We start from the raw sequence: 24,925 nt of genomic DNA, 5'->3' as shown, positions 1-24,925 counted from the left end.
TTTTCGAGAGTCGCGATGACCACTGCCCCCCCGTACATTTTCGACGCAACTGCCGCCGACTTCGATCAGTCGGTAATCCAGAACTCCTTTCACAAGCCGGTGCTGGTCGACTTCTGGGCCGAGTGGTGCGCGCCCTGCAAGGCACTGATGCCGCTGCTGGCGCAAATCACCGAGAGCTACCAGGGCGAGCTGCTGCTGGCCAAGGTCAACTGCGACATCGAACAGGACATCGTTGCCCGCTTCGGCATTCGCAGCCTGCCGACCGTGGTGCTGTTCAAGGATGGCCAGCCGGTTGACGGCTTTGCCGGCGCCCAGCCCGAATCGGCCATCCGCACCCTGCTCGAACCGCATGTACAGATGCCGCCACCGGCCGCCGCCGCGCCGCTGGAAACCGCCCAGGCGCAGTTTGCCGAGGGCCGTTTCAGTGAAGCCGAAGCCACCCTCAAGGCCCTGCTGGGCGAAGACAACAGCAATGCCGCGGCCCTGATCCTGTATGCCCGTTGCCTGGCCGAACGGGGTGAACTGGGGGAAGCCCAGGTCGTTCTCGATGCGGTCAAGACCGATGAGCACAAGGCTGCCCTGGCCGGCGCCAAGGCCCAGCTGACCTTCCTGCGCCAGGCCGCCAGCCTGCCGGAAGTCGCCGACCTCAAGGCGCGCCTGGCCCAGAATGGCGAAGACGATGAGGCCGCCTACCAGCTGTGCATCCAGCAGTTGTCGCGTCAGCAGTACGAAGCAGCCCTGGACGGTTTGCTCAAACTGTTTACCCGCAACCGCGGCTATGAAAGCGGCTTGCCGCACAAGACCTTGCTACAGGTGTTCGACCTGCTGGGCAACGATCATCCGCTGGTGGGAACCTACCGCCGCAAGTTGTTCGCAGCTTTGTATTGACCCCCCCAGGGCTGCTTCGCAGCCCATCGCTGGCGTTGCCAGCTCCCACAAATGGCACCTCTGTGGGAGCCGGCAACGCCGGCGATGAGGCCAGCACAAGCGCCCTCATAGCATCACCCTATCCAGTGATACACCGGCGCATCCGCCCCGCTTTCCACCTTCACCTCGGCACTGTGGCGCAACCGCACCAGCAGGCGCTTGCCCGCCGCGACATTGCCCGCCAACCCTTCCAGGTGTTCGAGCAGCTCCGGCCCGTTGAGCTGTCCGGCCTGGCGCAACACATCACGCGCCGCCTGCCAGAGTGCATCATCCGCCCGGGCAACCGGCACTGCCGCCGCGCTGCTCGCAACGGGCGTCACTGCCGCCAGCTGTCCCCCCAGCTGCGCCCACTCCGCCGGCTCCAGCTCCAGGGTCAAATCCACCGGCCAGTCGCCGATATGTCCACGAATTCGCACGGTCATTTCCTCTGCACAATGACAGGCTCCATGCTCCCACGGGGACGACCCGGCGCCAAGCGACGCTGGCATCGCAAGAATAAGTTGTTATAACATTACCAAATCAAACCCCGTGCTCTCGTGGAGTCCTGTTCATGCGTCGTCTGTTGCTTGCCTTGCCGTTCGCCTTGCTGCCCCTGGCCATCGCCCATGCCTTTGAGGACCACGACCATGACCACGCCCATGGCAGCCTGGGTGCCCACGAGCACGGGGCTGCCCGCGTCAATGCGGTGCTCGATGGCAAGGCCCTGGAGCTGGAACTGGACAGCCCGGCGATGAACCTGGTCGGTTTCGAACACGCCGCCAGCAGCGATGCCGACAAGGCCAGGGTCGCCGCCGTGCGCGCCCAGTTGGAAAAGCCCCTGGCCCTGTTCGTCCTGCCCCGGGCAGCGAACTGCAGCGAGACGGACCAGGAACTGGAAAGCCCGCTGTTCGGCGACAAACCGGCGGTTGATGACGACGGCGATGAGGAGGGGCACGACCACAGTGACATCCACGCCCATTACCGGCTGCTCTGCGAGAGCCCCGAGCAGCTCAAGACCCTCGACCTCGGCCCGCTGTTCAAGGCCTTCCCCGCCACCCGGAAAATTCAGCTACAACTGATCGGGCCCAACGGCCAGCAGGGTGTCGAAGCGACCCCGGCCAATGCCACGATCACCTTCTGACAGCCACATTGCAGTGAAGCGCCCGGGGCAACCCGGGCGTGAATTTATGAGCCAGGCACTGATTGAACTGACCGACCTGGGCTTTGCCTGGCCGGGGCAAGCCCCTCTGCTGGATATCCCGGCCTTGCGCCTGGAACCCGGCGAATCCCTGTTTCTCAAAGGCCCGAGCGGCAGCGGCAAGACCACCCTGCTCGGCCTGCTCGGCGGCGTGCAAAAGCCTGACCGCGGCCGCATCCGCCTGCTCGGCCAGGACCTTGGCGAATTGAAGCTGGCGGCCCGGGACCGTTTTCGCGTCGATCACACCGGCTACATTTTCCAGCAATTCAACCTCCTGCCGTTTCTTTCGGTACGGGAAAACGTCGAACTGCCCTGCCGCTTCTCGCCCACGCGTGCGCGTCGCGCCAGCGAGCGCCACGGCAGCATCGACCAGGCTGCCGCCACCCTGCTCGCCCACCTGGGTTTGAACGACCCTGCACTACTCGCACGGCGCGCCGACAGCCTGTCCATCGGGCAGCAACAACGGGTCGCGGCTGCCCGCGCGCTGATCGGCCAGCCAGAACTGGTGATCGCCGACGAACCGACCTCGGCGCTCGATGCCGACACCCGCGAGGCCTTTATCCGCCTGCTCTTCGCCGAATGCCGCGACGCCGGCGCAAGCTTGCTGTTCGTCAGCCACGACCAGAGCCTGGCTCCGCTGTTCGACCGCCAGCTGTCGCTGCTTGAACTCAACCGCGCGGCCCGCCCGGCCAGTGACCTGGAGGCCTGATGTACCTGCTCCGCCTTGCCCTGGCCAGCCTGGCCAACCGTCGCTTCACCGCCTTCCTGACCGCGTTTGCCATCGCCCTGTCGGTGTGCCTGCTGTTGGCCGTGGAACGGGTCCGCACCGAAGCCCGCGCCAGCTTCGCCAGCACCATCAGCGGCACCGACCTGATCGTCGGCGCCCGCTCCGGCTCAGTGAACCTGCTGCTCTACTCGGTGTTTCGCATCGGCAATGCCACCAACAACATTCGTTGGGACAGTTACGAGCACTACGCCAACGACAAGCGGGTGAAATGGGCGATCCCCATTTCCCTGGGTGACTCCCATCGCGGCTACCGGGTAATGGGCACCACCCCTGGCTACTTCGAGCATTACCAGTACGGCCGCCGCCAGAACCTGCAACTGGCCCAGGGCCGGGCATTCGCCAGCGACCCGTTCGAAGTGGTGCTGGGAGCGGAAGTGGCCCAAGCCCTGCACTACAAACTCGGCGACCCGTTGGTGCTGGCCCACGGCGTGGCCGCCGTCAGCCTGGTCAAGCATGACGACAAGCCCTTTACGGTGGTGGGCGTACTGCAACGCACCGGCACGCCTGTCGACCGCACCCTGCATATCAGCCTGGCAGGCATGGAAGCGATCCACATCGACTGGCACAACGGCATACCGGCCCGCGGGGCGGGCAAGGTCAGTGCCGAGCAGGCCCGCCACATGGACCTCAAGCCCGCCGCCATCACCGCCGTCATGCTGGGTTTGAACAACAAGATCGCCACCTTCAGCCTGCAACGGGAGATCAACGAATACCGCAGCGAACCCTTGCTGGCGATCCTGCCAGGGGTCGCCCTGCAGGAGCTCTGGAGCCTGATGGGCACCGCCGAGCAGGCGTTGTTCGTGGTCTCCCTGTTCGTGGTGCTGACCGGTCTGATCGGCATGCTCACGGCCATCCTCACCAGCCTCAACGAGCGTCGTCGGGAGATGGCGATCCTGCGCTCGGTCGGCGCCCGACCCTGGCACATCGCCGGGCTGCTGGTGCTCGAAGCACTGGCCCTGGCAGTGGCCGGTATCCTCGCAGGGCTGGGTTTACTGTACCTGGGGATCGCCCTGGCCCAGGGCTACGTGCAGGCCAACTACGGGCTGTTCCTGCCGCTGGCCTGGCCCAGCGCGCATGAATGGAACCTGCTCGCGATCATCCTCGGTGCCGCGCTGCTGATGGGAAGCGTGCCGGCCTGGCGTGCCTACCGGCAGTCCCTGGCGGACGGCCTGTCCATTCATCTGTGAGCATTTCCATGACCCGCGTTCTGCTGTTGCTGTTGCTATTGGTGGTCACGCCTTCGTGGGCCAGCGAGCCACGCACCCTGGAGTGGTCGCAACTGGTCCCGCCTGGTGCGTCGCTGATCCGCCAGGCACTGGCGCCGATGCACGACCTGTCGCAGCTAGGTGACGCCCTGGCCGCAGAATCTGCCCCGGCTGCCCGCCAGCAGGTGCCCAATGCCCCGGTGGTCAAGGCGCTCGATGGCCAGCAGGTCCGGTTGCCGGGCTACATCGTGCCATTGGAAGTCAGTGAAGAAGGCCGCACCACCGAGTTTCTGCTGGTGCCGTATTACGGCGCCTGCATCCATGTGCCACCACCGCCGTCGAACCAGATCGTGCATGTCGTGAGCGAGATGGGCGTGCGCGTCGAAGACCTCTATCAGCCTTACTGGATCGAAGGGCGGATGCAGGTGAAAACCGCCAGCAGCGAGCTGGCCGATGCCGGTTATCAGATGGAAGCCGAGAAAATCTACGCCTATGAACTAGAATGAATGGCCCCTGACGCGGCTTTGACGCTTTCATTGAGCTGTGTCAAATCGCCAGTTCTACAGCTCCTTACCATTGGACGCATCCAATTCTAAACGTCCTTTGGGAGCTTCCATGAACAAGTCCTTGCTCGGCGCCTCGCTTATTGCCCTGGCGCTTGCAGCCCCTGTTGCCCAGGCCCACAAGGCTGGCGACATCATCATGCGTGCCGGCGCAATCACCACCGCTCCCAATGAGGACAGCAGCGATATCAAGCTCGACGGCACCAAGGTGTCTGGCACCAAGGCAACCCTGGACAGCGACACCCAACTGGGCCTGACATTCGCCTACATGCTGACCGACCACATCGGCCTGGAACTGCTGGCTGCCACCCCGTTCCAGCACACCGTCGGCGTCAAGGGCCTGGGCGCTGGCCTGGACGGCAAGCTGGGCGACATCAAGCAACTGCCACCGACCCTGTCGCTGCAGTACTACCCAATGGAACCGAGCTCGAAGTTCCAGCCGTACGCCGGTATCGGCCTGAACTACACCATGTTCTTCGACGAAGACCTGAGCAGCAACCGCAAGGCCCAGGGCTTCAGCGACCTGAAACTCAAGGACTCGTTCGGCCTGGCAGGTCAACTGGGTATGGACTACATGATCACCGACCACTTCCTGGTCAACGCCGCCGTCTGGTACATAGACATCGACACCAAGGCCACCATCGACGGCCCAAGCGCCCTGGGTGTGGGCAAGACCAAGGTCGACGTGGATGTCGATCCATGGGTCTACATGGTGGGTGTGGGTTACAAGTTCTGAGTCAGCGTTCAACGTAAAGCGCGGGGCAAGCCCGCTCCTGTAGGAGCGGGCTTGCCCCGCGCTGCATTTTGGAGCTTAGCGCCCCAACAACCGCGCCAGCCCCTCAGCCATCGGCGTCGGTTCGGGGAAGTCGAAACGCGTCAGCAACCGCTCGTTGCTGGCCCGCGAATGCCGGATATCGCCCGCACGCGCTGGCCCATGGCTGATCGCCGGCAACTCGCCCACGACCGACTTCAACGCTTCCAGCAACTGGTTCAGCGACGTGGCCTTGCTCAGGCCGATGTTCACCGCGCCCTCTTCGACCTGCGCCTGCTCCAGGGCCTGGACCATCACCGTGACCAGGTCACCGACATAGACGAAGTCACGGGTCTGCTCACCGTCGCCGAACAGGGTGATGGGTTGTCCTTTCAGGGCCCGCTCGCAAAAGATGCTGATCACGCCCGAGTACGGCGATGACGGATCCTGGCGCGGACCGAAGATGTTGAAGAAGCGGAACACCACCGGCTCCAGGCCGTGCTGGCGACGGTAGAAGTCCAGGTACTGCTCGCCCGCCAGCTTGTCCACCGCATAAGGGGTCAAGGGCGCCTTGGGGGTATCTTCAGCGATCGCCAGGCCTTCACCGTTGTTGCCGTAGACGGCCGCGCTCGAAGCGAACAGCACACGCTTGATGCCGTTGATGCGCATGGCCTCGCAGACATTCAAGGTGCCGATGAAGTTGCTCTGGTGGGTTTTCACCGGGTCGTCCACCGACGCCTGCACCGAGGCCACCGCCGCCAGGTGCACCACTGCCCGGCAGCCAGCTGCCGCGCGCTGGACCAGGTCGGCATCGGCCACGTCGCCTTCGATCAGTTCGAGCCTGGGGTTGTCCATCTGCAGATTACCGGGCTTGCCGGTGGACAGGTCATCGAGGATGCGAACCGCGTAGCCTTTTTCCAGCAACGCGTCACTGAGGTGGGAACCGATGAAGCCTGCGCCACCGGTAATCAGAATTGGAGCATCAGCCATGTCGATAGAATCGATCCAGTAGGGGCGGCAAACCGGCACGCCAGGCGCGGGGTTTGATGCCGAAAGTGTGCAGAATTTTCTTGCAGGCCAGCACCGCGTGCTGCGGCTCCTCGCTGGCATCCGGTCGCGCGGCATGGGCCTGCGCGGTCGGCGCCTCGACGGCCAGCTTGTGCAGCTGGGATGCCTCAGTGAGGATAGCCTGTCCCAGCGCCAGCGGTGTGGTGGCTTCGTTGCCCGCGTAGTGATAAGTGCCCCACAGGGGCGCGGCGCAATCGAGCTGCTTGAGTACCGAGAGAATGACCCGTGCGGCGTCGTCCACCGGCGTCGGGTTGCCGCGGCGGTCATCGGCCAGCAGCAACTCCTGGGGTTGTTCTGCGCGGGTCAGGAAGCGCCCGAGCACACCATCGATGCTCTCGTCGAGCAGCCAGCCAAAGCGCAGCATCACATGCTGCGGACAGGTGGCCCGCACGCTCTGTTCGATGCGCCACAGCGCCTGGCCACGCAGGCCAAGGGGCACCGGCTCGTCCTTTTCGCTGTAGGCCGTGGCCCGCGAGCCATCGAACACCCGGTAGCTCGACGGCTGGACCAGGATGATGTTGTGGTGCTGGCACAGCTCGGCCAGGCGTTCCACCGAGCGCTCCTGCAGGGCCAGACGCTGCTCGCTGACCGACTCGGCCTGGAACCAGTCGAAGTAATAGGCCAGGTTCACCAGCGCATCGGGCCGGGTGTCATCCAGCAACTGGGTCAGGCTTGCCGGATCCCAGCCGTTTTCCGGCGGACGCGGCGCCAGAAAGCCGATGTCTTCCTCGGCCCCGAGGCGAATCAGCGCTTGCCCGAGGGCATTTCCACCACCCAACAGCATCAGGCGCATTCGCATAGAGTCAGCAGGTCCGATCAGGTTGATTGAGGCAATGGCGCATTTTGCGGTTTCCGGCGGGGGAAGTCCAACCTGGGACTAAGGGGGGCGCCCGCGACATAACGATATCAAGGGGTTTGATTTCCATCTGGACCTATCAGGAAACGCCTGATGATTTGCTCGGAATCAGCCGACTTTTGCGCTTTCAACGGATTGCATTGAATGGGGGCTCATTCGTTCACCGGTAACCAAGCGTCTTTCTGGTTACCGGGTAGCACGAATTGCCATCACGCTAATGACAAGGAGAATTCCCGTGCAGAACCCGGAAGTCGCATACCTCAACTTCGATCAGGACCAAGCCTATATGCTGGCCGCAGCCAGCCAGGATCTTGCCGATCTGGGCGGACCGCAGGCCCAAGGCGTTGCCAGCAAGGCGCAACACTGGGTCAGGCAACTCGAAACGACACTCGTACCCGCACAAAAGGTAATGTTGCGACACTTTGCCGATGGTCAGCTTTCTGCACTGATGTTCTCTCATATGCCGTGGCTGGGTGAGGACCCGGTTCCCGACTATCTGCCTGATCACGCAGCGCTTTCGTGCACTGACCGATGCCTGTATCTGGCGTCGCGCAATCTACTTCTATTGGCGTTGGCGCACCATCGGGCCTTTGCCTTTGATATCGACAATGAAGGTCAACAGGTGCGCCTGGTTGGCAACTTCAAAGGCGGTGGTAGCGAGCCCAGGCCCGACGAGGACCGAAATGTACGGGTTGAGCTCAGTTCCCACGCCGGTTTACGTCTTGGGCCGCACACCGAAGCACCGTACAACTGTTCCGTTGCTGCCCGCGATGGGCACTCGCCGGCACCCTCGGCCCTGATTCTCACTGCACGCTGGAACCCTGCAAATGAACCCACCCGCATCATTCCACTACGCGGGATCATCGAACGCCTGGGTAGTCTCAACGCCCTGGCACTGACATCACCCTCCTTTGACTTCACCCGCAGCGACTGCTTTGTCACCGGGCAGGGTGAAGCCGGACAGGCCATTTCCATGTTGCAGTTCGACCCTCATGGAGGTTTTACCCTACGCTACAACGCCTATCGCTTCTCGCTAAACGAACATGCAGGCGAGTTAGCCGCCCAGGCCTTCAATGCCTTCCAGGCCCTGGTAAACGATGCACAACCCTTGTCCTTCGCGTTGCAGCCCGACAGCGCGCTACTGATCAACAACTCCAGGGCGCTGCATTGCCGGGACACTGTCACTGACAATCGACGCCTGCTGGTGCGCCTTTTCGGCTACTCACGGTTTGCCCGCCCAGTGGTCCTCATCGAGGATCCGCTGCAGGTACGAGGCTGAAACAACAAGGCACCATGATGATGGAAGTCGACTTTACCCTGTTACTGACCTTAGCCCTGGTAGCCCTGATGGCGGGCTTCTTCGATGCCATTGCCGGCGGAGGTGGCCTGATCACCCTACCAGTGCTCTTCGTCGCAGGCATCGACCCGTTAGCCGCGATTGCCACCAACAAGTTTCAGGCAACCTCAGCAACGGTTTCAGCCACCTATGCCTTCGCTCGCAAGCACATGATCGACTGGCGACAGGGCCTACCCATGACCGGCATGTCATTTGCCGGTGGCGCCACCGGCGCCTTGTCGGTCAGTCTGGTCCCCCAACACGTGTTGCAGGCAGGCGTTCCGATACTGCTGATCCTGGTAGCGGCCTACTTTGCCTTCAGCCCAAAACCCGATGAGCAGCAACGCAAGGCCAAACTTTCGATCAGCCTGTTCTGCCTGGTGGTGGCGCCAGTCATCGGCTTTTACGATGGCGTGTTCGGCCCCGGGGTTGGCTCGTTCTTCATGCTTGCGTGTGTGACCCTGCTCGGCCAGCCTTTGTTGCGCGCGGTTTGTAATAGCAAGCTGCTGAATGCTTCATGCAATCTCGGCGCCTTGTCAGTATTTGCCCTCAATGGCGCAATACTCTGGCCATTGGCCCTGTCGATGGCTTGCGCGGCATTCTTCGGCGCGCAATTAGGCGCACGATGTGCGGTACATTTCGGTCCTAAACTGATCAAGCCGCTGCTGGTATGCATATGCTGCATCATGGCGCTCAAGCTGCTGCTAAGCACAGGCAATCCACTAGGCCAATGGCTGCATCATCAGTTTCTCTAGGCGGTGTTCATGCACGTTGAAACGACTTCGACCCAGCGCTCCACCTGGCAATACGACGAGCCCTGCTTCGGCCAGGAGCAGTTAATCACCGAATCCTTCGGCGATTACCAACAACAGGCCCGCTTGCTGATCCCCGACGAAGAACGCGCAGCGCCGGTGTTCGTCGTCGGTGGCGCGCGCTCGGACTTCACCCGGCTCAACCCGCTGCTGTACCGTCTGCAACAGCGGGGTATCGGCTCGCTCACCGGCAACCTGTCCGGCCACAGCCTGGCCAGCGAACCCGGGGCGCGCGAGCCATCACTGGCCAGCAACCTTGAGGAAGCACGGCGTTTTCACCAGCACATCGCGCCCCACTGCCGCACACTGATAGGCCACAGCCTGGGCGCTGCCATTGCCCTGAAGCTGGCGGCGCAAACGCCAGCCATCGATACCCTCGTGCTGATCTGCCCGGCCATTTATCCCGACGCCGCCCACCACGCGCCTTTCGGCCCGGCGTTCAAGGCGGCGATCAGCAAGCCTTACGGCTTTCTCGACTGCGACAGCTTCGAGTTCCTGCGCCAGTTCCAGGGCCGCGTGCTGCTGGTGATGGGTGAATACGACGGGCTGAACTCGCACCGCTACGGGCAAGGCGCCGGGACCTCGGCCGGCACCCTGTGGCTGGCCGGCGCCGAGCGTTACAGCCCGATCCCGGAAGAAGTCACCCGCGGCTTGCTCAGCGCCGTACCGCCACCGCACCTGGAATGCCTGCTGCTCGCCGATTGCGACCACGGCATCGCCGCTCACCTGCGCGGTGCGCCGGATGTGGCCGAACAAGTGGCGCAAACCGTCGCGGAGGTGGTGCTGGGCTGAGTATCACTCGATCTCGAACAGCCCGTTGCTGATCGGCCCGACTGTCAGGCGCTCGCGCACATCTTCGTCGATGCGCGGGTCGTCCGGGCGATACAGCTTGACCTGACGATAGGCATTGATGCGGTTGATCTCGGTGCCCAGGTACTCCCAGACCACCCGGGTGCAGGCCGGCGTGCGCCGGTCGCCGCTGGACACGCCGGTTTTCAGGCCATTGAGGCGGGTAATGCGGCTCTTGAAGCTGGGGATCAAGATGGTCTGGCTCATTTCGTTGACCGTCAGCGACTCGTAGTCGATGAGAAACAGCCGATCCTGCAACTGGAAGGCCGCGCCCAGGTAGCGACAGCGCACCCAGTCCTCGGCCTGCACATCGGTACTGCTTGAGCGCTCCTGGCGCTCCTGGCGCTCGAACAGGTAACTGCCGCGCTCTTCGCGCAGGTGCACCAGCGACAGCAGGATGGTGCCCGGTACCGACATGCAGTTTGAGTATTCGAAGTAGTACCCGCAGTAACGCGACAGGTTGCCGCCCTGCTCGCGCAGCGGCCGCAGCAGCTCACTGAGCGGATCGTCCTGAGTAGCCGTGACCGTCGCCGGATTGCGCGCGCCGATCAGGCGGGCGAATTGGTCGGGGGGCAAACCGAGCTCATAGTCCTCGACGCCGAAGAAGTCGCCGATGCGCTTGAGATTGAAAGGTGTCGGCTGGCTTTGCCCGCTCAGGTACTTGTTGAACTGCGCGCGGTTGATAGAAAGCTGCCGGCAAACCTCCGAGATAGAGCGGTAGTGACTGCAGGCAAGTTTGAGATTGATGCCGAGGTTTTCGCTCATGCGAGCCGTCCAAGGTGATGCGACAGACGCCATTCTAGCATCAAGTCGCATCAACTCAGAGCAACCCGCGAAATTGTAACGATATTTATCTTGGCCAACCATGCGCGCAACGGATACCGGTGCAGCGACGCCGGACCAGTTGTCTTTTCATGCAAAGAATAAGAATCGAGGTTTTCCCATGCTCGAAGCGCTCAATGATTTCCTTTCGGGGAAGCTTCTCATCGTACTGATCGTCGGTCTCGGCGGTTACTTCACCATCCGCTCCCGTTTCGTCCAGTTCCGCCACTTCGGCCATATGTTCAGCGTGTTCAAGGAATCCCTGCGCGGCCAGGCTGGCCAGCTGAGCTCGTTCCAGGCGCTGATGCTGAGCCTGGCCGGTCGCGTCGGCGCCGGTAACATCGCCGGTGTCGGCATTGCCGTAACCCTGGGTGGCCCTGGCGCCGTGTTCTGGATGTGGGTCACCGCACTGGTGGGCATGTCCAGCAGTTTCTTCGAATGCACCCTGGCTCAGGTCTACAAGCGCAGCGACGGTGACGGCCTGTACCGCGGCGGCCCGGCCTACTACATCCAGCACGGCCTGAAGCTGCGCTGGCTGGCGGTGGTGTTCGCGATCCTGCTGCTGGTGACCTACGGCTTCACCTTCAACGGCCTGCAGTCCTACACGGTGACCCACTCGCTGCAGAATGCCTTCGGCTTCGAGCCGAAATACACCGGCATCGCCCTCGCCGTGCTGCTGGGCCTGGTGTTCCTCGGCGGCATCAAGCGCATCGCCGCGGTGTCCGACCTGCTGGTGCCGGTCAAGACCCTGGCGTACATTGGTGTGACCCTGTATGTGATCTTCACCCAGATCGAACACGTGCCCGCCATGCTCGAAACCATCATCAAAAGCGCCTTCGGCCTCGACCCGGCCTTTGCCGGCCTGCTGGGCAGCGCCATTGTCATGGGCGTGAAGCGTGGCGTGTTCGCCAACGAAGCCGGCCTTGGCAGTGCGCCGAACGTTGCTGCCGTGGCGGCAGTGAAACACCCGGCCGCGCAAGGCGTGGTCCAGGCATTCAGCGTGTTCCTCGACACCTTCGTGATCTGCACCTGCACCGCCCTGCTGATCCTGCTGTCGGGCTTCTACACCCCGGGCTTCGAAGGTGACGGCATCGCCCTGACCCAGAACTCCCTGGCCGCGGTGGTCGGTGACTGGGGCCGGATCTTCGTCAGCGTGGCGCTGTCGCTGTTCGTCTTCACCTGCATCCTCTACAACTACTACCTGGGCGAGACCAGCCTGCAGTTCTTCACCCGCAACCGTGCGGTGCTGCTGGGCTACCGTGGCCTGGTGCTGCTGCTGATCCTCTGGGGCTCGGTGCAGAACCTGTCGACCGTGTTCGCCTTCGCCGACATCACCATGACCTGCCTGGCCTTCGTCAACCTGGTGGCCCTGGCCCTGCTGTTCAAGGTCGGCCTGCGGGTGATGCGCGACTACGACGAACAGCGCCGCGCCGGCATCCAGCAGCCGGTGTTCGACGCCGCACGTTTTGCCGACCTGGACCTGGACCGCGATGCCTGGCCGGTCAACCCGGTGAGCGACGCCAAGGTCGATGTCCGCACCGCCACTGCCCAGGTGCAGAACTGAAATGCGCGCCGTCAAGAATCTGCTGGTCCTCTACACCGGAGGCACCATCGGCATGCTTGAGACACCACAAGGCCTGGCGCCCGCCGGCGGCTTCGAGGCGCGCATGCGTGCCCACCTCGATCAGCAGGCGGACGCGCCGGCCTTGAGCTGGCGCCTGCACGAACTGACGCCACTGCTCGACAGTGCCAACATGCAGCAAGCCAACTGGCTGGCCATGCGAGATGCGATTGTCGAGGCGGTGGAGCGCGACGGCCATGACGGGGTCCTGCTGCTGCACGGCACCGACACCCTGGCCTACAGCGCGGCGGCCCTGTCGTTCCTGCTGCTGGGCCTGCCGGTGCCGGTGCTGCTGACCGGCTCGATGTTGCCGGCCGGCGCCCCGGACAGCGACGCCTGGGACAACCTGGGCGGCGCCCTGCAGTTGATGGCCACCGGCATCGACGACGGCGTGCACCTGTACTTCCACGGTAAGCTGCTGCACGGTGCCCGCACCTCGAAACTGCGCAGCGAAGCCTTCGATGCCTTCGCCAGCCTGCCACGCCAACGCGACGGTCAGCGCGTCGATGCGCTACCGGCGCGCCTGGACTACCGCCAGCCGCGGCACGCCGTGAACCTGGCCGTACTGCCGGTGTTCCCGGGTTTGCAGGTGAGTCATTTGCGCGCCCTGCTCGGCAGTGGTGTGCAAGGCCTGTTGCTGGAGTGCTACGGCAGCGGCACCGGGCCTTCCGATGACCAGGACCTGCTCGACGCCCTGCACGACGCCCGCGAGGGTGGCGTGCTCATCGCCGCCATCAGCCAGTGCCCGGAAGGCGCCGTACATTTCGACACCTACGCTGCCGGTAGCCGCTTGCGCGATACCGGGCTGGTCAGTGGTGGCGGCATGACGCGCGAAGCCGCGCTGGGCAAGATGTTTGCCCTGCTGGGCGCGGGTCTTGATGTGCAGGCTGCCGAATACTGGTTCGCCCTGGACCTGTGCGGGGAACGGGCGCAGTAGAAAGTGGCGGAAGGCAGCGGGAGTCGAACCTGCCCGGGAACGGCTGCCGTCCCCAACCGGGTTTGAAGCCCGGCCGCGCCACCGGGCGCGATTGCCTTCCTTGAACTCAGTGCCCTGGTGCTTGCGCCAGGGCATTGTCGGCACGGACCTGGCGCCGGTCCCCCACTCGCCGGGTCAGACCGATACGGTCGAAATACTCCAATACCTGGATGCTGCGTTTGCGGCCAATGCCCAGCACGTCGCGAAAGGCGGTCACCTGCACCACCGGATCGTCACTGGCCAGCTGCAAGAGCATAGCTGCCATTTGTCGGATCGTGACCTCAGGATAGAACAGATCGCGCACCACCTGGTGCACCTGTCCCAGTCTCGCCTGCTTGCGCAGCAACAATCGAACCTCAACCTCATCTACCGCCGCCGCCCTGCCCAGGTCTCGCACCCAGGGTGGATCGAACCCACCTTGCTCCAGCAACGGCTGCAACTGCTGCCAGAGCGCGGTATCGGCGTCGCTCAGGCGTACCTGATGCTCGGGTAGATGCAGCCAGGGCCCGTTGCCGACCACTGCCCCGCTTGCCAGCAAATCGTCGAGCAGGCTGATGAACGCCGGGCGCTCCAGTGGCAGCGCTGCAAAGCGGCGCAGGCGATCGCGATCCGGGCCGAGCTGGTCGGGCTCCTGTTCATGAAAGTGCCCCAACTGCGCCAGCACTGCCTGCTTCAGTGCCTGCCAGCGTGCGTCGGTGAACAACAAGGGCCCCTGGCGCGTGGCAATGACGCTCACATCGGCCGGCAGCTTCCAACTGCTGCGCAGGCGATTGAACTGACGCTCCAGGTGCTGCGGATCAAGCCCCGTCTCATCGTTGGCCAGCAACACCGGCAAGGCCTGCTCCAGGCTGTCGGCACTGGCCAGCCCCTGCAACTGGGCCAGGCGTGCTTCGCTGCGCCGCTGGCGTGCCGGAGCGAAGGGGTCGAGCACCCGGCCGCCGCCGAGGGTGCGTTGCGCGCTGTGATCGCGCAGCACCAGGCGATCGCCATGCACAGCCTGCAGCGGTGCATTGACCTGCAACTGGGCGAACATGCGCTCACCGGGCAACAGCTGCTCCCCCTGCAACAAGGCCACCCGCGCGGTGACATCCTGGGTGCCCAGGTGCACGTGTACCGGGCTGAAATGGACAAAACTGCGGGGCTCGCTGGCCAGCAGTTGCAGCTCGATATCGACTCGCTGGGTCGGCGCGTGCAACCACTCGTCAAGCAGCCAGTCCCCCCGATGAATCTGCGCCAGCTCCAGGCGCTCGGCGCTGATGTTCAACGCTACACGCTGTCCGGCCCAGGCCTCGGCCACCGGCTGGTTCTGGGCATGCAGCCCGCGCACCCGCACAGGCTTCGCGCCCCGGCTCAACACCAACGTGTCACCCAGCTGGACCTGCCCCTCCAGCGCCGTGCCGGTGACCACGATTCCCGCCCCGGCCACTGCAAAGGCGCGGTCTATCGCCAGGCGAAACCCGCCCCGTCGGCTGCGCTCGCGTACCTGGCCCTGGGCTTGAAGCAACGCCTGACGCAAGCTATCGACCCCTTCGCCGGTCACGCTCGACAGTGGAAATTGTGCAGCATCTGCATAGGCCCCAGCCGTCAGCAAGGCACTCACTTGTGCCTGAACCTCTCGCACCCGGTCCGGTTCGACCCGGTCGCACTTGCTGATGGCCACCAGCAGGCGGGGAATGCCCAGCAGCTCGACGATGGCCAGGTGCTCGCGGGTCTGGGGCATCACCCCGTCATCCGCCGCCACCACCAGCAGCACCAGGTCGACGCCCTGGGCACCGGCCAGCATGTTGTGGATAAATCGCTCGTGCCCCGGCACATCGATAAAGCCGGTCAAGGGTGCCCCCTCCTCCAGCGGCGCATAGCGATAACCCAGGTCGATGGTCATGCCGCGTTCGCGCTCTTCCCGGCGCTGGTCCCCGGCCTGCCCGGTCAGCGCTTCGAGCAGGGAGGTCTTGCCATGGTCGATGTGCCCGGCGGTGCCGACGATCACCTCAAGGCCTCCGCCAGTTGCAGCCCGGGCATCTGCGCCAGCCAGCCCGCCTCGTCATCCAGCTGACGCAAATCCAGCCACAGGGCATCGTCATCGATGCGCCCGAGCACCGGGATCGGCAGTTTGCGCAGTGCCTCTTCCAGGCCACGCAGGCTACGGCCGCGCCAACGCCGGGCCTGTTGCGGGCGCAGGCACAGCGCGGCGCTGGGCAACCGCGCAACAGGCTGGCTGCCGCTGCCGATCATGCTCAAGGCCGGCACGGCCGCCACCTGCCACTGCTCGCCCAACACCTGCGCCAGCGCGGGTGCCAGGCGCTGGGCCTGGGCGAGGATCTCGGCCTGGGGGCGCGTCAGCAGGCGCAGGCTGGGCAAGCGTTGCGCCAGGCGGTCGGGATTGCGATACAGGCCCAGTACCGCCTCCAGGGCGGCCAGGGTCAGCTTGTCGACCCGCAGGGCGCGCTTGAGGGGATTTTTCTTGATCCTGGTGATCAGCGCCTTGCGTCCGACGATGATGCCGGCCTGAGGCCCGCCCAGCAGCTTGTCGCCGCTGAAGGTGACGATGTCGGCACCGTCGGCCAGGGCCTGACGCACCGTGGGCTCGGCAGGCAGGCCCCAGCGAGTGAGGTCGAGCAGGCTGCCGCTGCCCAGGTCTTCCAGCAGCGGCAGGTCGTGCCGATGCGCCAGTTGCGCAAGCTCTGCGGTCGCAACCTGGGTGGTGAAGCCCTGGATGCTGTAGTTGCTGCAGTGCACACGCATCAGCAGGCCGCTGCGCGGGCCGATGGCGGCTTCGTAGTCGCGGGCATGGGTGCGATTGGTGGTGCCCACTTCATGCAGCTTGACCCCGGCCCGGGCCATGATGTCGGGAATGCGAAAGGCGCCACCGATCTCGATCAGTTCGCCACGGGAGATGATGCCTTCCTTGCGCGCCCCCAGGCTGTTGAGCGCCAGCAACACCGCTGCGGCATTGTTGTTGACCACGGTGACGGCCTCGGCGCCGGTCAGTTCGCGGATCAGGCCTTCGATCAGGTCGTCGCGGTCGCCGCGCTTGCCGGTGGCCAGGTCGAACTCGAGGTTCAGCGGGTAGCGCGCGGCCATCTGCACGGCGTCGATGGCTTCCTCCGGCAGCAATGCCCGGCCAAGGTTGGTGTGCAGTACCGTGCCGGTGAGGTTGAACACGCGCCGTACCTGGCTGCGGTGCTGGGCCGCCAATCGCTCGCCCGCGCGCCCGGCGAGTACCGGTGGCGCCAGCTCGGCCGCGTCCAGTTGCCCCTGGTGGGCCGGTTCGCGCAGGTCATCGAGCAACTGGCGCAAGGTGGCCAGCACCGCGTCACGGCCATAGCGCTCGATCAGCGAAAGGCAGGCGGGATGGCGCAGCAGGGTGTCGATGGAAGGTAAGCGAGTAGCAAGCGTCGTGACATTTGCAGACATTCAAAAGCTCCGGCCATATCCACAGTGGGAGCCGGCACTGCCGGCGATAAGGGCCGACCGGGCGATACAGGCTCTGCGCCTGGAAACGACCGCTTCGCGGTCGATCGCAGGCTTCGCCAGCTCCCACAGGCGTCCACAGAAAACTGAGTGTAGACGTTAAGGCGCCAGCATCAGGTTCGGCGCCAATCGCTGATAGCCCTCCTGGTCCAGGCGCAGGTCCAGGGCCAGGCTCGCCAGGTCCGCCGACAAGGCTTCGGCATCAGCGTCGCACTCCAGGTAGAGCTGCTTGAGGTAAACCTTGCAGCCCGGACAACACTCGGCCCGAAGCGGCGCCTTGCCGACGGCATGGCGATCATCCTCGAGATTGAAGTACTCAAGCCCCTTGCTCTGCTCGCAGTAGATACATTTGACCCGCACTGCATGCCACTCGCAGGCACACAGCGAGCACACCAGATAACGCAGGCCGTTGAACTTGCCCCGGTGGCGGATCACCCCGGCCATCGCCGGCGAACCGCACGCAGGGCACTGGCAGAGGTTGTCGCCGGGCTTGAGCGCGGTACCTGGCAGGCTCAGCAGCCAGTGACTCCAGGCCGCCTGCAGGGCGGCGCCGAGAAAGGGCACCAGGGCTGCCGGCACGGCGTCGTATTGCCCGGTCAACAAGGCAATACCCCACAGCTTGCGCTGATCGGCGCTGGCGTCGTCCAAGGTGCTTACGGCCACCCTCAGTTCGCTGCCAGCCGGTGAAGGAAATCGCTGCAACAAAACATCCAGCCAGGCCAGCCACTGCCCCTCGCGCACCAGGCTATCGGCCGCCAGCGGTGGCAAGCCGTGCTCCAGGCACAAACGCTGGCGTTCGCTTTCCAGGGGAACAGCCTGCGGCGGCTCATCCAGCAGGCTCTGCTGAATCCGGCACAGGCTGGCGATCAGGCGCAGGTAGTCGCCCAGCGCATGGTCTGCCGCCAGGGTGTCCAGACGCGCTGCCCGCAGGGCGAACAGGTTCGCTGGCGGCAGGTGAAGAAACGGCGGCGCACTGGCCGCCGCTTCGATCTGCCCGGGTTCGAGAATTGTGCTCAAGCCATCATCCTTTTTTACTGATGTGCGAGTCCTGCACGTCGTCGCGGGTCACTTCCCGATACCATAGCTCATGGTGCTTTTTCGCCCAGGCGCGGCTGACCCGGCCATGCAACATGGCACTCCCCGAGCCCTTGATCCAGATCCCGGCGTAGATGTGCACGATGATGCTCAGCACCAGTACGAAGGCCGCCAGGGCATGCAGCAAGGTGGCCAGGCGGATCGAGCCGATGCCGAAGTACTGGCTGAACCAGGCGCGCCAGATCACCACGCCGCTGAACAGCAGCACCAGCATGCACAGCAGCAGGGTCCAGAACAGTAGCTTCTGCCCGGGGTTGTACTTGCCGATCGGCGGCACACCCTCCTCCTCGTTGCGCATCACCCGGTCGATGCGCCGCAGCCACAACCGGTCATTGCTGATGAAGACGTTGGCACGCCAGAAGCGAATCACCAGCCCCAGGAAAAACACGAACATCGCCAGGCCCAGGAACGGGTGGAGAATCCGCGTCCAGGGCCCGCCACCGAACAGGTGGCTGAGCCAGAACAGCGCCGGATGGAACAGCGCCAGCCCCGACAGCCCGGCCAGGATGAACAGGATGGCCACCAACCAGTGGTTGCTTCGTTCATTGGCGTTGTAGCGCAGGATGGGTTTGTCGTTCATGGCCGCTCCTCCCCTGGCCCCGGTTTACCCGGGTCATACACATGCACTGCCGGATCGACGACATGCACGCTGGTGTCCGGCGCGCCTGGATGCTCGTCCTCCTCGACCCGCTGCGGGCCGACCCGCACATAGTGGAAGAACCCGGCCAGCACCGCCGCGCCCATGGCCAGCAGCGCCAGCGGTTTGCTCACACCTTTCCACAGCGCCACCATCGGGCTGATCACCGGCTGGTCCGGCAGGCCAGCGTATAGCTTCGGTTGGTCGGCGTGGTGCAGCACGTACATCACATGGGTACCACCGACGCCATCGGGGTCGTACAGCCCGGCGTTGGCGAAGCCGCGCGACTTGAGGTCGACGATCCGCTCGGCGGCATGCTCCTTCATGTCCTCCTTGCTGCCGAAGACAATCGCCCCGGTCGGGCAGGTTTTCACGCAGGCCGGCTCCAGCCCCACCGCCACGCGGTCGGAACACAGGGTGCATTTGTAGGCCTTGTGGTCCTTCTGCGAAATCCGCGGGATGTTGAACGGACAACCGGTGATGCAGTAGCCGCAGCCGATGCAGTGGTCCTGGTTGAAGTCGACGATGCCGTTGGCGTGCTTGATGATCGCCCCGGGGCTCGGGCAGGCCTTCAGGCAGCCGGGATCGGCACAGTGCATGCAACCATCCTTGCGGATCAGCCACTCCAGGTTGCCCTCGGCATTTTCATGCTCGGTGAAGCGCATCAGGGTCCAGGTCTCTGCGCTCAGGTCGTGGGGGTTGTCGTAGGTGCCGTAGCTGTGGCCGACCTCGTCACGCAGCTCGTTCCATTCCGAGCAGGCGACCTGGCAGGCCTTGCAGCCAATGCATTTGGTGGTGTCGATCAGCTTGGCCACCTCTTCCTGCTGGCGGATCGACGGCGGCGGCGTGGTGGTGGCCGAACGGGCGATGATGTCTTGGCTGGCCATCAGATTTTCTCCACGTTGACCAGGAACGACTTGGATTCCGGCGTCTGGGTATTACCGTCACCGAGGAACGGCACCAGGGTGTTGGTCAGGTAGCCGTGGCGGGTCACGCCGGTAAAGCCCCAGTGCAGCGGAATGCCGATCTGGTGCACGGTCTGGTTGTTGACCTGCAGCGGACGGATCCGCTTGGTCACCACCGCCACTGCCTCGATATGCCCGCGCTTGCAGGTGACACGCACCCGGTCGCCGGCGGCGATGCCTTTCTCCTTGGCCAGCGCCTCGCCGATCTCGACGAACTGCTCCGGCTGGGTCACAGCATTGATCGGGCAATGCTTGGTCCAGAAGTGGAAGTGCTCGGTCAAGCGGTAACTGGTGGCGGCGTATGGGAAGTCCTTGGCTTGCCCGAGGCTGTCCCACACCGAATCGAACACGCGGCCGGCCGGGTTGCTGGTCGCCTGCTTGTTGTTCGGGTGCAGGGGGTTGATGCCGATGGGCGTCTCGAACGGCTCGTAGTGCTCGGGGAACGGCCCTTCGGCCATCTTGTCCAGGGCGAAGAAGCGCGCCACACCTTCCGGGTTCATGATGAACGGGTTCATGCCCGCTTCCGGCGCCACGTCGACCTTGTAGTCCGGCACGTCGGTACCGCCCCAGGTCTTGCCGTTCCACCACACCAGGCGCTTGTTCGGTGACCAGGGCTTGCCTTGCAGGTCGGCCGAGGCGCGGTTGTAGAGGATCCGCCGGTTGGCCGGCCAGGCCCAGGCCCAGCCCGGGCTCTGCTTCATGCCGAACGGGTCGGCATTGTCGCGCCGGGCCATCTGGTTGCCCTGCTCGGTCCAGCTGCCGCAGAAGATCCAGCACCCCGAAGCCGTGCTGCCATCGTCCTTGAGCTGGGCGAAACCGCCCAGTTGCTGCCCGGCCTTGATCGTCGCCCCGGTGGCATCGGTGAGGTCAGCCACGGCGTAGCCGTTGAACTCCTTGGCGATTTCCTCCGGTGAGGGCTCATGGGGCACCTTGTAGGGCCAGTTGAGCTTGAGGATCGATTCGGCCCAGGCCCCGCCCTCACGCTGGTAACGCTCGCGCAGGCGCAGGAACAGCGCTGTCATGATCCATACGTCGGTACGGGCCTGCCCCGGCCCTTCGGCGCCCTTCCAGTGCCATTGCAGCCAGCGGCTGCTGTTGACCAGCGAGCCGTCCTCCTCGGCAAAGCAGGTGGTGGGCAGGCGGATCACCTCGGTCTGGATGTTGGCCGAATCGACATCGTTGTACGGCCCGGCATTGCGCCAGAACTCCGAGGTCTCGGTGGCCAGTGGGTCCATCACCACCAGCCATTTGAGCTTGCTCAGGGCAGCGGTGACGCGGTTCTTGTCCGGCAAGGCGGCAATCGGGTTGAAACCCTGGCAGAAGTAACCGTTGACCTGGTCCTTGGCCATCATGTCGAACATCTTCAACACGTCGTAACCGGCGATATCCAGCTTCGGCAGGTAGTCGAAGCCCCAATGGTTCTCGGCCGTGGCGTTGGTGCCGTACCAGGCTTTCATCAGGCTGACATGGAACTTGCCGTAGTTCTGCCAGTAGGACATCTGCCCCGGCCGTATCGGCTTGGACGCACGCTTGGCGATGTAGGCGTCGTAGTCCTGTTCGGCATCCGACGGCAGTGACAAGTAACCCGGCAGCAGGTTGGACAGCAGCCCCAGGTCGGTAAGCCCCTGGATATTGGAGTGACCGCGCAGGGCGTTGACCCCGCCACCCGGCATGCCGACGTTGCCCAGCAGCAGCTGGACCATGGCCGCACTGCGGATGATCTGCGAGCCGATCGAATGCTGGGTCCAGCCCAGGGCATAGAGGATCGTCATGGTCTTGCCCGGTTGCGAGCAGGTGGCGATCTCTTCCCAGACCTTGCGCAGGCTGTCGACCGGCATGCCGCAGATCTGGCTGGCCAGCTCCAGGGTGTAGCGGCTGTAGTGTTGCTTCATCAACTGATAGACGCAGCGCGGGTCTTGCAGGGTCGGGTCGACCTTGGCAAAACCGTCCTCGCCCATCTCATAGCCCCAGCCGGACTTGTCGGTGTAGCTGCGCTTGGCCGCGTCATAACCACTGAACAAACCATCTTCGAAGCTGAATCCGGCGTTGACGATGAACGACACGTCGGTGTAGTTGCGCACATATTCGTGCTGGATCTTGTCTTCGCTGAGCAGGTAATTGATCAGCCCGCCCATGAAGGCGATATCCGTGCCAGTACGGATAGGCGCGTAATAGTCGGCCACCGAAGCGGTTCGGGTAAAACGCGGGTCGACCACGATCAACCGGGCCTGGTTGTGTGCCTTGGCCTCGGTCACCCATTTGAAGCCACAAGGATGGGCTTCTGCAGCGTTGCCACCCATCACCAGGATCAGATTCGCGTTGGCGATATCGGTCCAGTGGTTGGTCATGGCTCCACGGCCGTACGTCGGGGCAAGACTTGCCACCGTCGGGCCATGTCAGACACGTGCCTGGTTATCGAATCCCAGCATACCGAGGCTGCGGATGACCTTGTGGGTCATGTAGCCTGCTTCGTTGGAGGACGCCGAAGCGGCCAGGAACCCCACGCTCAGCCAGCGGTTGACCGTCTGGCCCTGGGCATTTTTCTCGATGAAGTTGGCATCGCGGTCGGTCTTCATCAGGTCGGCGATGCGATCGAGCGCCTCGTCCCAGGACACCCGCGTCCACTCCTGGCTGCCCGGCTTGCGCACCTGCGGGTACTGCAGGCGGTTAGGGCTGTGGATAAAGTCGAGCAGGCCGGCACCTTTCGGGCACAGGGTGCCGCGGTTCACCGGATGGTCGGCGTCGCCTTCGATGTGAATGATGTTCTGGGCTACGTTCTTCGCCGCGTCGCCCTGGCTGTACATGATCAGGCCGCAGCCGACCGAACAGTACGGACAGGTGTTACGGGTTTCCTTGCTGTGCGCCAGCTTGAAGTGACGCACCTGCTCGGCGAAGGCCGGTGTGGGGGCCATGCCCAACGCAGCCAGGCTCGAACCTCCAAGGCCGACAGCGGCGACCTTGAAGAACTGCCGACGGTTGAGATCCATCGTGCACTCCTGATCAGGTGGTGGACGCGCGGGACATTGCCGGCGTCTCTTGAACGATCACGGTGGCGACTTTGAGAGCAGTCACCAATTGATACTGTAGTCAAGATTCCTGACCAGCGTACTGAAAATGGCTCATTGCCACCGGCATTACCCTGCTCGCCCCATTACAGGTGGCGTACGCCTTCGTCCTCCCGTTTCCCCTCCCAAGTAGCCTGAAACTCCTATCTCGTCTGGGAGTATCGGCCGATGCGCAATTGCCAGCGCTTATCCATAGTTGCGGCATGTATCAGAAGTACGTCCACGGTCCGGCCCTTATGCCTGGAATTGCTCAGGAGAACGTCATGACTATCCGCAAAAAAATAACAAAGCCCACGAGCGACCCGACCGGTGACAGCAGTACCGATCTCCCCATCCACCAGGGCGCCGTCGCGAGCAAAGACAATGGCGCTACCTCCGTGAGCAATCCGCCTCCCCACCAGACGCCGACCGTCACTACTACGAACAGCGCCCTGAACGTCGTGGCGACGGGTGTGAACGTTACGCTGGACGAAACAGCCGGGTTGCAGAACAGCACGGCCACCGCAAGCCCTGCGGGAGACGCTGACGACAATGACATTCTGCTGACGGCGCTGCCCACGACCTTCGCTGCCAGGCTGGCGGCGCTGGGGGCAGGTACCGCAACAGGTGCGGCCTTGAGTGGCTATACGGGAGCGGTGGGCAATACGGGCAGCAATGCGTTCACCATCACCGCAGCGCCCGGAGCCAGCATTACCGATGTCAGCTTCGTAGACAGCCTTGGCGCAGCACTCAATGGCCTGGACAGCGGGCTCGATACCCTCAATGGCACCGATATTCTTCTCTATACCGATACCAACAACAACATCCTGCTGGGCCGAGCCGGGGGTCCAGCAGGCGCGATCGTATTTGCAGCCTACATTGAAGAAACCGGATCGCCGGTCAGCGGCGGCAAGATCTGGACCGTGGAATATCAACCGCTCAAGCATCCGGACACCAGTAACCCGGACGATGCCCTCAACCTGCTGGACAAGGTGTTCGTCGGCACCAGCCAGGACCTGGAATTCAGCCTGGCCAATGCACCTTCCGGGCAGAATCTGTTCCTGATGTTCACGACGGCGAACCCGACCGTTGTCGACGTCGGCGGCGTCTTGCGAATCACGGACCCAACAATTGTCGCCACCGGCAAGAACCCCGCCGACCAGTCAAGCGGCGTCAATATAACGACTGGCGACACGATCAATACCAGCCAGGCGGGTGGCCCAACCACCTTCGGCACCAACAATCAGATGATTGTGGAACAGGAAGGCATCCGCTTTTCGTTCGTCACGGGTGCCAGGCAGAATGTGACCATTCCCAACCTGGATCAGAACGAAGCGGATGTTGAATCCAACATCGACTTCACCAGTGTCTTCAATACGAGGTCGGCCAATTTCGACGTCGTGCAATTGCAAAGCGGCAAAAGCGCGGTCGTAAAGATCAGCGCATTCAGCACCGCACTTGAACCTGGTGCGAGTTTCATCAACGGCTATGCGAATGATGCATCGATTGCAATCAGCAATGTTCGCGTCATCAATATCAGCACCGGGCTGGTGATCGAGAACTCGGACGGATCGGTGAATGATCCGGCCATTGTCATCAGCTTTGCTTCCGGGGTGGCAACGATCACCGGCGTCAAAGCCGGCTACCAGATTGAATACACCACATCGGCAGACCACAACCGCGTGCTCATCGAGAACGGCGCGGCCGTCGACGCCAAGGGCAATAACCACGCCGATTTCGATATTGGTGGTTTCACACTACGCCAAGCCTCTATTGCCAAAGCCGAAATCGGCTCGAAGATCATCTTCGAGGATGACGGCCCGAGTATAAGCACCACCGGTACGGAGCCGACCTTGACGGTGGATGAAACCGTACTGACAACCAATGCCACGCAGAGCTTTGCCGCCAACTTCACCTCGGCATTTGGCGCCGATGGCGCCGGTACGCTGACCTATGCGCTGGG

At 63.6% G+C, this 24,925-nt stretch carries 21 protein-coding genes, 1 tRNA gene and 1 pseudogene; 12 read left to right on the top strand and 11 right to left on the bottom strand.

All coding sequences use genetic code 11. The annotated features are described in order from the left end of the window. The first annotated feature begins 15 nt into the window (after nucleotides 1-15). On the top strand, nucleotides 16-888 hold the full coding sequence (gene trxA / locus ACIQUS_RS16875) for a thioredoxin (protein ID WP_403048557.1): 873 nt from the start codon (nucleotides 16-18) through the stop codon (nucleotides 886-888). 113 nt (nucleotides 889-1,001) lie between these two features. On the opposite strand, the gene ACIQUS_RS16870 is transcribed toward trxA, so the two are convergent. Next, entirely contained in the window at nucleotides 1,002-1,343 is a 342-nt protein-coding gene (locus ACIQUS_RS16870; protein WP_403048555.1) for a hypothetical protein, read from the bottom strand. Between the two features lie 134 nt (nucleotides 1,344-1,477). Here ACIQUS_RS16870 and ACIQUS_RS16865 point away from each other — a divergent pair, with 134 nt between their 5' ends. From ACIQUS_RS16865 to ACIQUS_RS16845, 5 genes are all read left to right on the top strand, one after another. Further along, nucleotides 1,478-2,047: a DUF2796 domain-containing protein gene (locus ACIQUS_RS16865; RefSeq protein ID WP_403048553.1), complete on the top strand. Its 570-nt coding sequence runs from the start codon at nucleotides 1,478-1,480 to the stop codon at nucleotides 2,045-2,047. Between the two features lie 46 nt (nucleotides 2,048-2,093). Beyond that, nucleotides 2,094-2,813, top strand: coding sequence for an ABC transporter ATP-binding protein (locus tag ACIQUS_RS16860; protein WP_403048551.1), 720 nt, complete (start codon nucleotides 2,094-2,096; stop codon nucleotides 2,811-2,813). Continuing rightward, nucleotides 2,813-4,078 (top strand): ABC transporter permease, encoded by a 1,266-nt coding sequence (locus tag ACIQUS_RS16855; protein ID WP_403048549.1) that lies wholly within the window; start codon nucleotides 2,813-2,815, stop codon nucleotides 4,076-4,078. The genes ACIQUS_RS16860 and ACIQUS_RS16855 overlap by 1 nt, the downstream gene beginning before the upstream one ends. A gap of 8 nt (nucleotides 4,079-4,086) precedes the next feature. Beyond that, entirely contained in the window at nucleotides 4,087-4,602 is a 516-nt protein-coding gene (locus ACIQUS_RS16850; RefSeq protein WP_403048547.1) for a DUF3299 domain-containing protein, read from the top strand. Nucleotides 4,603-4,711: 109 nt separating this feature from the next. Further along, nucleotides 4,712-5,395 (top strand): OmpW family protein, encoded by a 684-nt coding sequence (locus tag ACIQUS_RS16845; protein ID WP_403048545.1) that lies wholly within the window; start codon nucleotides 4,712-4,714, stop codon nucleotides 5,393-5,395. Between the two features lie 75 nt (nucleotides 5,396-5,470). Here ACIQUS_RS16845 and ACIQUS_RS16840 read toward each other — a convergent pair whose 3' ends face one another. After that, nucleotides 5,471-6,400, bottom strand: coding sequence for an NAD-dependent epimerase/dehydratase family protein (locus ACIQUS_RS16840; protein ID WP_403048543.1), 930 nt, complete (start codon nucleotides 6,398-6,400; stop codon nucleotides 5,471-5,473). Further along, nucleotides 6,393-7,277 (bottom strand): sugar nucleotide-binding protein, encoded by an 885-nt coding sequence (locus tag ACIQUS_RS16835; protein WP_403048541.1) that lies wholly within the window; start codon nucleotides 7,275-7,277, stop codon nucleotides 6,393-6,395. Before ACIQUS_RS16835 ends, ACIQUS_RS16840 begins: the two co-directional genes overlap by 8 nt. 292 nt (nucleotides 7,278-7,569) lie before the next feature. Between ACIQUS_RS16835 and ACIQUS_RS16830 the strand changes: the two genes are divergently transcribed. From ACIQUS_RS16830 to ACIQUS_RS16820, 3 genes are read left to right on the top strand one after another with little or no spacing between them, the layout of a single operon-like run. Then, entirely contained in the window at nucleotides 7,570-8,613 is a 1,044-nt protein-coding gene (locus ACIQUS_RS16830; RefSeq protein WP_403048539.1) for a TauD/TfdA family dioxygenase, read from the top strand. A gap of 17 nt (nucleotides 8,614-8,630) precedes the next feature. Continuing rightward, a complete protein-coding gene (locus ACIQUS_RS16825) occupies nucleotides 8,631-9,425 on the top strand; it encodes a TSUP family transporter (RefSeq protein WP_403049000.1) in 795 nt (264 codons plus the stop codon). Between the two features lie 9 nt (nucleotides 9,426-9,434). Next, complete coding sequence (locus tag ACIQUS_RS16820) at nucleotides 9,435-10,274, top strand: alpha/beta hydrolase (protein WP_403048537.1); 840 nt, start codon at nucleotides 9,435-9,437, stop codon at nucleotides 10,272-10,274. A gap of 3 nt (nucleotides 10,275-10,277) precedes the next feature. Here the strand turns inward: ACIQUS_RS16820 and ACIQUS_RS16815 are convergent, their stop codons facing one another. Beyond that, nucleotides 10,278-11,096, bottom strand: coding sequence for a helix-turn-helix domain-containing protein (locus ACIQUS_RS16815; RefSeq protein WP_403048535.1), 819 nt, complete (start codon nucleotides 11,094-11,096; stop codon nucleotides 10,278-10,280). 178 nt (nucleotides 11,097-11,274) lie between these two features. Here ACIQUS_RS16815 and ACIQUS_RS16810 point away from each other — a divergent pair. Together ACIQUS_RS16810 and ACIQUS_RS16805 are read left to right on the top strand one after the other, a co-directional pair. Further along, a pseudogene (locus ACIQUS_RS16810) lies at nucleotides 11,275-12,703 on the top strand (alanine/glycine:cation symporter family protein); the annotation flags it as partial. Between the two features lie 15 nt (nucleotides 12,704-12,718). After that, the gene (locus tag ACIQUS_RS16805; protein WP_403048997.1) at nucleotides 12,719-13,711 is read left to right on the top strand and encodes an asparaginase; all 993 of its coding nucleotides are present in this window, start codon (nucleotides 12,719-12,721) and stop codon (nucleotides 13,709-13,711) included. A gap of 4 nt (nucleotides 13,712-13,715) precedes the next feature. On the opposite strand, the gene ACIQUS_RS16800 is transcribed toward ACIQUS_RS16805, so the two are convergent. The 7 genes from ACIQUS_RS16800 to fdnG form a co-directional block, all read right to left on the bottom strand. After that, a tRNA-Sec gene (locus ACIQUS_RS16800) sits at nucleotides 13,716-13,811 on the bottom strand. Between the two features lie 6 nt (nucleotides 13,812-13,817). Further along, nucleotides 13,818-15,737 (bottom strand): selenocysteine-specific translation elongation factor, encoded by a 1,920-nt coding sequence (gene selB, locus ACIQUS_RS16795; RefSeq protein ID WP_403048533.1) that lies wholly within the window; start codon nucleotides 15,735-15,737, stop codon nucleotides 13,818-13,820. Then, nucleotides 15,734-17,164: an L-seryl-tRNA(Sec) selenium transferase gene (gene selA / locus ACIQUS_RS16790; RefSeq protein ID WP_403048531.1), complete on the bottom strand. Its 1,431-nt coding sequence runs from the start codon at nucleotides 17,162-17,164 to the stop codon at nucleotides 15,734-15,736. The genes selB and selA overlap by 4 nt, the downstream gene beginning before the upstream one ends. 156 nt (nucleotides 17,165-17,320) lie before the next feature. Next, nucleotides 17,321-18,238, bottom strand: a complete 918-nt coding sequence (gene fdhE / locus ACIQUS_RS16785; protein ID WP_403048529.1) for a formate dehydrogenase accessory protein FdhE — start codon at nucleotides 18,236-18,238, stop codon at nucleotides 17,321-17,323. 4 nt (nucleotides 18,239-18,242) lie between these two features. Further along, a complete protein-coding gene (locus tag ACIQUS_RS16780) occupies nucleotides 18,243-18,896 on the bottom strand; it encodes a formate dehydrogenase subunit gamma (RefSeq protein ID WP_403048527.1) in 654 nt (217 codons plus the stop codon). Continuing rightward, the gene (gene fdxH / locus ACIQUS_RS16775) at nucleotides 18,893-19,840 is read right to left on the bottom strand and encodes a formate dehydrogenase subunit beta (RefSeq protein ID WP_403048525.1); all 948 of its coding nucleotides are present in this window, start codon (nucleotides 19,838-19,840) and stop codon (nucleotides 18,893-18,895) included. Before fdxH ends, ACIQUS_RS16780 begins: the two co-directional genes overlap by 4 nt. Beyond that, a complete protein-coding gene (gene fdnG, locus ACIQUS_RS16770) occupies nucleotides 19,840-22,905 on the bottom strand; it encodes a formate dehydrogenase-N subunit alpha (RefSeq protein WP_403048523.1) in 3,066 nt (1,021 codons plus the stop codon). The genes fdxH and fdnG overlap by 1 nt, the downstream gene beginning before the upstream one ends. A 341-nt stretch (nucleotides 22,906-23,246) precedes the next feature. Between fdnG and ACIQUS_RS16765 the strand changes: the two genes are divergently transcribed. Further along, a partial coding sequence (locus tag ACIQUS_RS16765; protein ID WP_403048521.1) for a DUF5801 repeats-in-toxin domain-containing protein occupies nucleotides 23,247-24,925 on the top strand: 1,679 nt, incomplete at its 3' end.

Origin of the sequence: Pseudomonas sp. NPDC090755 (genome assembly GCF_044769005.1) — a bacterium.
Classification (GTDB): domain Bacteria; phylum Pseudomonadota; class Gammaproteobacteria; order Pseudomonadales; family Pseudomonadaceae; genus Aquipseudomonas.
This window is presented reverse-complemented; position numbering and strand designations above follow the sequence as displayed.